The following is a 9814-nucleotide window of genomic DNA, read 5'->3' on the forward strand; positions in this document are numbered from 1 at the left end:
ACGCCCGGGAACGCGCGTGTCGCGGCGGCCCCTCGTCCCGGGCCGGTACGGCCGGTGCGTCCCGCCCGGTGCCGGGCCCGCTCGCCCGGGCGCGTACGGCGCTGTCTCGGCCGGTTGGACTGTCAGTGGTCTCTGGTAGGAATGTGGCTGTGAGCAGCGACAACGAGCGGCCCGGGGAACCCGCCGACGGCGGGCCCGAGCAGCTTGCGCTCATCCGGGAGACCGTGCGGAAGGCCAAGGTGCCCAAGGCCAAGCCGCGCACATGGCGGGGGGCCGCGCTGGCCCGGGAGCTGCCCGTCGCGCGGGTGCTGGTCAACAAGGGCGTGCTCCATCTCGACCAGTACTTCGACTACGCCGTGCCCGAGGAACTGGACGCCGACGCACAGCCGGGCGTGCGGGTCCGGGTGCGGTTCGGGGCCGGCGGACACCGGGTCCGCGAGGGCCGGCGCGAGGGCGGCGGACTGATCGACGGCTTCATCGTCGAGCGCCGCGCCGACACGGACTACGGGGGAGCGCTGGCCGCGCTCGCCTATGTCGTCTCGCCCGAGCCGGTCCTCAGCCCCGGGATGCTGGGCCTGGCGCGGGCGGTCGCCGACCGTTACGCGGGGTCCCTGGCCGATGTGCTCCAGCTCGCCGTCCCCCCGAGGAACGGCCGCGCCGAGTCGAAGCCGTCGCCGGAGCCGCTGCCGCCGCCGGCCGCGCCCGCGGCGGGGACCTGGGAGCGGTACGGCAGGGGGCCGGCGTTTCTGGAAGCGCTCGCCGGCGGGGGGAACCCGAGGGCCGTGTGGACCGCGCTGCCCGGACCCCACTGGCCCGACGAGCTGGCCCGGGCCGTCGCCGCCGCGCTCGCGTCCGGGCGGGGCGCTCTGGTGGTCGTCCCCGACGGGCGGCGGGCCGCGCGCGTCGACGCCGCCCTGACCGCGCTGCTCGGGGAGGGACGGCACGCCGTGCTGACCGCCGAGTCCGGTCCCGAGAAGCGGTACCGGCAGTGGCTCGCCGTGCGACGGGGGTCCGTGCGGGCCGTCGTGGGGACACGGGCCGCCATGTTCGCGCCCGTGCGGGATCTCGGACTGGTCGCCGTCTGGGACGACGGCGACTCCAGCCACAGTGACGAGAACGCGCCGTTCCCCCATGTCCGCGAGGTCCTCGAACTCCGCGCCGCCCACGACCGGTGCGCCTTCCTCCTCGGCGGCCTCGGCTGCACGGTGGAGGCGGCCCAGCTCGTCGCGAGCGGCTGGGCACTGCCTCTCGGGGCGGCCCGCGAGCAGGTACGCGCGGCGGCACCCCTGATCCGTACCGTCGGCGACGAGGAACTGGCCCGGGACGAGGCCGCGCGCGCCGCCCGGCTGCCCAGCCTCGCCTGGGCGACCGTCCGGGAGGGGCTGAAGTCCGGCCCGGTACTGGTGCAGGTCCCCCGGCGGGGCTACGCGCCCAGACTCGCCTGCGGGCGCTGCCGTACGCCCGCGCGGTGCCGCCACTGCTCGGGACCGCTGGAGGCGCCCGACGAGCGCGAGCTGAACTGCCGCTGGTGCGGTCGCGGCGCGCCCGACTGGTCCTGCGTCGCCTGCGGCGGTACGCGGCTGAGGGCCAGCGTCGTCGGCGCGCGGCGCACGGCCGAGGAACTGGGCCGCGCGTTCCCCGCGGTCCCGGTGCGCACCTCCGGCCGGGACCATGTGCTGGACACCGTCCCCGGGCGGCCCGCGCTCGTCGTGAGCACTCCGGGGGCGGAGCCCGTGGCCGACGGCGGTTATGCGGCGGCGCTGCTCCTGGACGGCTGGGCGATGCTCGGTCGGCCCGATCTGCGCGCGGGCGAGGACGCGCTGCGGCGCTGGATCGACGCGGCGTCCCTGGTCCGGGGCCAGGCCGACGGCGGCACGGTGGTCGTCGTCGCCGAGCCGACGCTGCGGCCCGTCCAGGCCCTTGTCCGCTGGGACCCGGTCGGCCATGCGCAGCGGGAGCTGGCGGAGCGGGCCGAGCTGGGCTTCCCGCCGGTGTCGCGGATGGCGGCGGTGACGGGGCCGGCGGACGCGGTGGGCTCGTTCGTGGCGACGGCGGAGCTGCCGGGCGATGTGGAGGTCCTCGGCCCGGTCCCGCTCCCCGTGGCCGCGCCCGGGAGTCCCCGCAGGCCGGGTGACCCCCCGCTCGGGGAGTCCTGGGCGCGGACCCTGCTGCGGGTGCCGCCGGGGAGGGGCGCGGCACTGGCGGCGGCGCTGAAGGCGGCGCAGGCGACGAGGACGGCGCGGGGCGGGGCGGTTCAGGTGCGGATCAGGGTGGATCCGCCGGACATCGGCTGAGGGTTGCGCGGTTGCGCGGTGGCGCGGTTCCTGATGCCTGGTGTGGCCGCCCTTGCGAGCGCGGGTTCCTGCCGGGGGCGCTGCCCCCGGACCCCCGCGCCTCAAACGCCGGCGGGGCTGTATGTGGGTGTCCGTGGCCTGGATCGTCGGTCGGGCTGGATGTGGGTGCTCGTGCCTTGACCGTCGGCGGGCTGGGTTTCGGTTGTCCGTGCCCTGGACCTGACCGTCGGGGTTGGGGCGGTGGGCGCGGGGGGCTGCCCCCCCGCGGGGGCGGGGGCAGCCGGGTGGGTCAGCCGTTGCGGGGGGTGGGGAACGCGGGCGGGCGGGCGTCCTCGCGCAGGGAGGCGGTGGCGGCGGTCGGCTGCGGGGGCATCGAGCGGGCCGCGGGGACCGACGCGGGCAGGACGGGGGGCGCCAGCGTGCGGGTCGCCGACGGCTCGGGGGCGTGGTCCACGTCCGCGGACACCGTCTGCTGCGCGGCCCGCCGGGCGCCGTAACGCCGGTGGACGGCCTGCTTGGTGACCCCGAGCGCCGAACCGACCGCGTCCCACGAGAAGCCCAGTGAGCGATCGAAGTCCACCGCCGCCGTCACGAGTGTCTCGACGCTGTCCCGCAGTTCCTGGGCCAGCCGGACCGTCGGAGCAGGAGCTCTGCCGTAGACGACGAAGCCCGTGGAGGGACCGGAGCGGCGCGGGCGGTAGACATTGCCCAGCTGAGCGGTGAGCGTGCGCAACGCGTCCACCTGCCGGCGGACCCGCTCGATGTCCCGCACCAGCAGGTGCAGGCTTGCCCGAGCTTGGGCGTCGTGGGTTGCGTGGTCGGCCATCGGGAAGCCTCTCGAACCGGCGTTGAAAGGGGGCCGGGCCGCGTCGGCGCGGCCCGCTCGGTCGATCTCTGTGGAGATCGTTCTCTCTGGAGATCGGTCAATCTCTCTTGACCAACGCTCCACCCGCCGATGTGGTCACGCTGCGGGGGCGTAAGCGCATAGACGCAGGGCGCACGGGCATCCGTACGCCCCCCGCGCCCATCCGCCATACACTGGTGCGCTCCCCGTCACACCGCACCAGCACGCCAGCCGTGAGAGGCAGTCAGCCACCCATGAAGCTCGTCTTCGCAGGCACCCCCGAGGTCGCCGTACCCGCCCTGGACGCCCTGATCGCCTCGGACCGGCACGAGGTGGCCGCGGTCGTCACCCGTCCCGACGCGCCCGCCGGACGCGGACGGCGACTGGTGGCCAGCCCGGTCGCCCAGCGTGCCGAGGAGGCCGGGATCGAGGTGCTCAAGCCGGTGAAGCCGCGGGACGGGGACTTCCTGGAGCGGCTGCGCGCGATCGGGCCGGACTGCTGCCCGGTCGTCGCGTACGGCGCGCTGCTGCCCCGGGCCGCCCTCGACATCCCCGCCCGGGGCTGGGTCAATCTGCACTTCTCCCTGCTGCCCGCCTGGCGCGGCGCCGCCCCCGTCCAGCACGCCCTCATCGCCGGGGACGAGATGACCGGCGCGGCGACGTTCCTGATCGAGGAGGGGCTCGACTCCGGCCCGGTCTACGGGGTGATCACCGAGCGCGTCAGGCCCACCGACACCAGCGGTGATCTGCTCACCCGGCTCGCCTTCGCGGGTGCGGGACTGCTCTCCGCGACCATGGACGGCATCGAGGACGGCACCCTGGAGGCGGTGCCGCAGCCCGCCGACGGGGTGTCGCTCGCGCCGAAGATAACGGTCGAGGACGCCCGGGTCGACTGGAAGGCGCCCGCCCTGCGCGTCGACCGGCTGGTACGCGGCTGCACCCCCGCCCCCGGCGCCTGGACGGTGTTCCGGGGAGAGCGGCTGAAACTGGTCTCCGTACAGCCGGTCCCGGACCGTACGGAACTCGCCCCCGGGGAACTGGCCGTCGGCAAGAACAGCGTCCACGCGGGCACCGGATCCCACGCCGTCGAGCTGCTCTGGGTGCAGCCGCAGGGCAAGAAGCCGATGCGCGCCGCCGACTGGGCGCGCGGGGTGCGGATCGCCCCGGGCGAGCGGGTCGGCGACGCGGACGTACGCTGAGAGGATCCGAGACCGATAGAACAGCGGAGCACCTTTGAACGACCAGGCACGCCCCACAGGGGCTCGCCGTCCCCACAAGCCCTACCGCCGGCCCCTGAAGGACCCCGTGAGGATCCTCGCCTTCGAGGCGCTGAGGGCCGTGGACGAGCGGGACGCGTACGCGAATCTCGTCCTGCCGCCCCTGCTGAGGAAGGCCAGGGAGAAGGGCGACTTCGACGCCCGGGACGCCGCGCTCGCCACCGAGCTGGTGTACGGCACACTGCGCCGCCAGGGCACGTACGACGCGATCGTCGCGGCCTGTGTGGACCGGCCGCTGCGTGAGGTCGACCCCCCGGTTCTCGATGTGCTGACGCTGGGCGCCCACCAGCTGCTGGGGACCCGGATCCCGACCCACGCGGCCGTCTCGGCGAGCGTGGAGCTGGCGCGCGTCGTCCTCGGCGACGGACGGGCGAAGTTCGTCAACGCCGTTCTGCGCAAGATCTCGCGGGACGACCTCGACACCTGGCTGGAGCGGGTCGCGCCCGCGTACGCCGAGGACGCCGAGGACCATCTCGCCGTGGTCCACTCGCATCCGCGGTGGGTCGTGTCCGCGCTCTGGGACGCGCTGGGCGGCGGCCGGGCCGGGATCGAGGACCTTCTGGAGGCCGACAACGAGCGCCCCGAGGTGACCCTGGTCGCCAGGCCCGGCCGGTCCACCGCCGACGAGCTGCTCCGCGAGGAGTCGGCGCTGCCCGGGCGCTGGTCGCCGTATGCCGTACGGCTGGCGGAGGGCGGCGAACCGGGAGCCGTGGACGCCGTACGGGAGGGTCGCGCCGGAGTCCAGGACGAGGGCAGCCAGCTCGTCGCGATCGCCCTGGCAGGTGCCCCGCTGGAGGGCCCGGACGCCCGCTGGCTCGACGCCTGCGCGGGCCCCGGCGGCAAGGCGGCCCTGCTGGGGGCGCTCGCGGCGGAGCGCGGTGCCTCGCTGCTGGCGGCCGAGAAGCAGCCCCACCGCGCGAATCTGGTGGCGCGGGCGCTGGCGGGGAATCCGGGGCCGTACCAGGTCATCGCCGCGGACGGCACCCGTCCGCCGTGGCTGCCGGGAACCTTCGACCGGGTGCTCGTCGATGTGCCCTGCTCGGGTCTCGGCGCCCTGCGCCGCCGACCCGAGGCCCGCTGGCGCCGCCGGCCCGAGGACCTGGAGGGCTTCGCGCCGCTCCAGCGTTCCCTGCTGCGGGAGGCGCTCAGGGCCGTACGCGTCGGGGGAGTCGTGGGATACGCGACCTGTTCGCCGCATCTCGCCGAGACCCGGGTGGTCGTGGACGACGTCCTGCGCGGGCGCGGCGGCCCGGCGGCCTCTGCGGAGTGGGTGGACGCCAGGCCGCTGATGCCGGGCGTACCCGCGCTGGGGGACGGGCCGGACGTCCAGCTGTGGCCGCATCTGCACGGCACGGACGCGATGTATCTGGCGCTCCTGAGGCGTACGGCCTGAGGGCCGGGGCCGGCCGCGCCCCCGCCGGAGACGGGGGCGCGGCCGGCGCGCGGCCCTTCGGCGCGCGGCCCTTCGGCGCGCGGCCCTTCGGCGCGCGGCCCTTCGGCGCGCGGCCCGGGGGCGCGCCCGCGCCGTCCGTCGCCCGGTCCGCGAGGACCCCGTCCGCCCGCACCCCCTCGGCGCGGTGCCGGATGCCGTGCCGTCCCGGATGCCGTGGGGTCCCGGAAGCCCCGCGGTGCCGGACGGCCGCGCTCAGGAGGGCCCGCACCCCGGACCCGTGTTCCGGATGTACACACCACCTGTCGGAAAAGCCGGGATTGCGCGGACTGTGACAGCTCTGGCTGTAGCCCGGTCCCGGCCGGAAACCGAACCGGGGCGGGGAAGTGCCCCGGAACATGGCAGGCTTGGGCCATGGCCGTACAGATCAACCCGAGTATTCTCTCCGCCGACTTCTCCCGCCTGGCGGAAGAGGCCAAGGCCGTCGAGGGCGCCGACTGGCTCCACGTCGATGTGATGGACAATCACTTCGTGCCCAATCTGACGCTGGGCGTCCCGGTCGTGGAGTCCCTCGCCCGGGCGACGGACACGCCGCTGGACTGTCATCTGATGATCGACGACCCCGATCGCTGGGCACCGCGGTACGTCGAGGCGGGAGCAGGATCCGTCACCTTCCACGTGGAGGCCGCCGCCGCCCCCGTACGGCTCGCGCGGGAGATCCGGGCCAAGGGCGCCCGCGCCTCCATGGCGCTCAAGCCGGCCACGCCGATCGAGCCGTACGAGGATCTGCTGCCCGAGCTGGACATGTTGCTGATCATGACCGTGGAGCCCGGCTTCGGCGGGCAGGCGTTCCTGGACATCATGCTGCCGAAGATCCGCCGTACCCGGGAGCTGATCTCCAAGCACGGCCTCGAACTATGGCTCCAGGTCGACGGCGGAGTCGCCGACTCGACGATCGAGCGGTGCGCCGAGGCGGGCGCGGACGTGTTCGTCGCGGGCTCGGCGGTCTACGGCGCGAGCGACCCGGCCGAGGCGGTCCGCGCGCTGCGCGCGAAGGCGCAGCAGACCGTCGCCACGGCGGGCTGGGCGTGCGCCCACTGACCCGGAGCACCTCCCGGCCCACCGGAAACGGCCCGTGTGATCACCCCGTGCGACCACCGGGCCACCAGCAAGTGAACGAGGCCCATCAGGGCTGATCAACATCCGTCGGATCTGACAGGATTGCGGATCCGGAGTGTGAAACAGCAGTGAGGAGATCGCGGTGTCTGCTAGGTCGGCGGGACGGTCTGCCCTGCGGATGGGACCCGCGGAGCTGGTGCAGGCGGCTGCCATGGCACGCCGCTTCTACCTGGAGGGCAAGTCCAAGATCCAGATCGCCGAGGAGTTCGGCGTCAGCCGCTTCAAGGTGGCGCGGGTCCTGGAGACGGCGCTGGAGCGGGATCTCGTACGCATCGAGATCCGCGTTCCCGCCGAGCTGGACGCGGAGCGCTCGGACGCGCTCCGCGCCCGTTTCGGGCTGAGGCACGCGGTGGTGGTCGAGTCCCCCGCGGACGCCGACGAGTCGCCCGACCCGGAGAACCTGGGCGAGGTCGCCGCCGATCTGCTCGGCGAGCTGGTGAACGAGGGCGATGTGCTGGGCCTGGCCTGGGGGCGGTCCACCATCCACATGGCCGCCGCGCTCGACCGGCTGCCGCCGTGCACCGTCGTCCAGCTCACCGGTGTGTACGACGCCGGGACCGCCGAGCGCGGTTCGGTGGAGGCCGTCCGGCGCGCCGCCCAGGTCTCCGGCGGGGACGCCCACCCCATCTACGCGCCCATGCTGCTGCCCGACGCGGCGACCGCCGCCGCGCTGCGCAACCAGACCGGTATCGCCCGCGCCTTCGAGTACTTCGACAAGGTCACCGTCGCGGCCGTCTCCATCGGCTCCTGGGAGCCGGGCATCTCCACCGTGCACGACATGCTCTCCGACGAGGAGCGGGCCAGGTACGCCTCGTACGGCGTCGCCGCCGAGATGTCCGCGCACCTCTTCGACCGCGACGGCCGCCGGGTCGGCCGTGACCTGGGCGAGCGGTGCATCACGGTCGAGGCCGACCGGCTGCGCCGTATCCCCGAGGTCGTGGCGATCGCGGGCGGCCAGCGCAAGGCGGAGGCGATCGGGGCCGTACTGCGGTCCGGGCTGGTCACCAGCCTGGTGACGGACACGGCGGCGGCCGACCATCTGCTGTCGGTGCCCGCGGGCTCGCGTCCCGCGCTGGAGCGTGCCGACCCCGACGCCTGAGCACGCCCGCCGGGCAGGCGGGACGGGTCCGCCCCCGGGCGAGCCCGTCCCCTTGGACGATCACACCAGGGCACTGCTCATGACCTGGAGGAATCGTTCGGGTACGAGTCGGGCCCCGCATGGGACAATGAAGTACGTGCGCTTTCCCCGGCTGACACGACCGGGGGTCACCTCCGATCGACTGGGATGTTCAGCACGTGCGTTTCCTCAATGATCTGAAGCCGTCGTACGACCTGACCTACGACGACGTTTTCATGGTGCCGAGCCGCTCCGCGGTGGGTTCCCGGCAGGGCGTGGACCTGTCCTCGCGCGACGGCAGCGGTACCACCATCCCGCTGGTCGCCGCGAACATGACCGCGATCGCGGGCAGGCGGATGGCGGAGACCCTCGCCCGTCGCGGCGGGCTGGTCGTCATCCCCCAGGACATCCCGATCGAGGTCGTCACCGATGTCGTCGCCTGGGTCAAGACCCGGCACCTCGTCTTCGACACCCCGATCGTGCTCTCGCCGACCCAGACCGTCGCCGACGCGCTGGCCCTGCTGCCCAAGCGGGCCCATGACGCGGGCGTGGTCGTCGACGCCGACCACCGGCCGGTCGGTGTCGTGACCGACGCCGACCTCACGGGGGTCGACCGCTTCACCCAGCTCTCCGAGGTCATGTCGCGGGACCTGGTGCTGCTGCCCGCGGACACCGACCCGCGCGAGGCGTTCAACCGGCTCGACAACGCCAACCGGCGCTACAGCCCGGCCGTCGACGAGGAGGGCCGGCTCGTCGGCATCCTCACCCGCAAGGGCGCCCTGCGCGCGACCCTCTACACCCCCGCCGTGGACGCCCGGGGCCGACTGCGGATCGGCGCAGCCGTCGGCATCAACGGCAATGTGGCGGGCAAGGCCAAGCAGCTCCTGGACGCGGGCGTCGACATCCTCGTCGTGGACACCGCGCACGGTCACCAGGAGTCGATGATCTCCGCGATCAAGGCGGTCCGGGGGCTCGACCCGGAGGTTCCGATCGTCGCGGGCAACATCGTCGCCGCCGAGGGCGTACGGGATCTGGTCGAGGCGGGCGCCGACATCATCAAGGTCGGCGTGGGCCCCGGCGCGATGTGCACGACCCGGATGATGACCGGGGTCGGCCGGCCGCAGTTCTCCGCCGTGCTGGAGTGCGCCGCCGAGGCGAAGAAATACGGCAAGCACGTCTGGGCCGACGGAGGCGTCCGCCATCCGCGCGATGTCGCCATGGCGCTCGCCGCGGGCGCGTCGAACGTCATGATCGGCTCCTGGTTCGCCGGTACGTACGAGTCGCCGGGCGACCTTCAGCAGACCGCCGACGGACGCCTCTACAAGGAGTCCTTCGGCATGGCGTCCGCGCGGGCCGTCCGCAACCGCACCAGCGAGGAGTCGGCGTACGACCGGGCCCGCAAGGCGCTGTTCGAGGAGGGGATCTCCACCTCGCGGATGTTCCTCGACCCGTCCCGCCCGGGCGTCGAGGACCTGGTCGACTCGATCATCGCGGGCGTCCGCTCCTCCTGCACCTACGCGGGCGCGGGCTCCCTGGAGGAGTTCGCCGAGCGGGCGATCGTCGGCGTCCAGAGCGCGGCGGGGTACGCGGAGGGCAAGCCGCTGCACGCGAGCTGGATCTAGGGCGTGTATCGAAAGTCCCGCCTGGCCTGCGACGCCCAGCACGCACACTCGCTGCGTTGTCGGAATCGCCCAAGTACGTCCAGTACGAGGG

Annotated in this window: 7 protein-coding genes; 6 read left to right on the plus strand and 1 reads right to left on the minus strand. The window is 74.2% G+C overall.

The features are described 5' to 3' along the window. Positions 1 to 149: 149 nt before the first annotated feature. Positions 150 to 2294, plus strand: a complete 2145-nt coding sequence (locus ACFYT4_RS32285; RefSeq protein ID WP_389277127.1) for a primosomal protein N' — start codon at positions 150 to 152, stop codon at positions 2292 to 2294. A 289-nt stretch (positions 2295 to 2583) separates the two neighbouring features. Here ACFYT4_RS32285 and ACFYT4_RS32290 read toward each other — a convergent pair whose 3' ends face one another. After that, the gene (locus tag ACFYT4_RS32290) at positions 2584 to 3120 is read right to left on the minus strand and encodes a hypothetical protein (RefSeq protein ID WP_389277130.1); all 537 of its coding nucleotides are present in this window, start codon (positions 3118 to 3120) and stop codon (positions 2584 to 2586) included. Positions 3121 to 3392: 272 nt separating this feature from the next. Here ACFYT4_RS32290 and fmt point away from each other — a divergent pair, with 272 nt between their 5' ends. From fmt to ACFYT4_RS32315, 5 genes are all read left to right on the plus strand, one after another. Then, positions 3393 to 4337, plus strand: a complete 945-nt coding sequence (gene fmt, locus ACFYT4_RS32295; protein ID WP_389277133.1) for a methionyl-tRNA formyltransferase — start codon at positions 3393 to 3395, stop codon at positions 4335 to 4337. Between the two features lie 34 nt (positions 4338 to 4371). Further along, a complete protein-coding gene (locus tag ACFYT4_RS32300; RefSeq protein WP_389277136.1) occupies positions 4372 to 5808 on the plus strand; it encodes an RsmB/NOP family class I SAM-dependent RNA methyltransferase in 1437 nt (478 codons plus the stop codon). Positions 5809 to 6219: 411 nt separating this feature from the next. Continuing rightward, positions 6220 to 6906, plus strand: a complete 687-nt coding sequence (gene rpe, locus ACFYT4_RS32305; protein ID WP_389277139.1) for a ribulose-phosphate 3-epimerase — start codon at positions 6220 to 6222, stop codon at positions 6904 to 6906. A gap of 196 nt (positions 6907 to 7102) precedes the next feature. After that, positions 7103 to 8083: a sugar-binding transcriptional regulator gene (locus ACFYT4_RS32310; RefSeq protein WP_389277154.1), complete on the plus strand. Its 981-nt coding sequence runs from the start codon at positions 7103 to 7105 to the stop codon at positions 8081 to 8083. 197 nt (positions 8084 to 8280) lie between these two features. Continuing rightward, positions 8281 to 9723, plus strand: a complete 1443-nt coding sequence (locus ACFYT4_RS32315; RefSeq protein ID WP_389277142.1) for a GuaB1 family IMP dehydrogenase-related protein — start codon at positions 8281 to 8283, stop codon at positions 9721 to 9723. The last annotated feature ends 91 nt before the right edge of the window (positions 9724 to 9814 follow it).

The organism is Streptomyces sp. NPDC004609 (assembly GCF_042873655.1).
GTDB lineage: Bacteria > Actinomycetota > Actinomycetes > Streptomycetales > Streptomycetaceae > Streptomyces.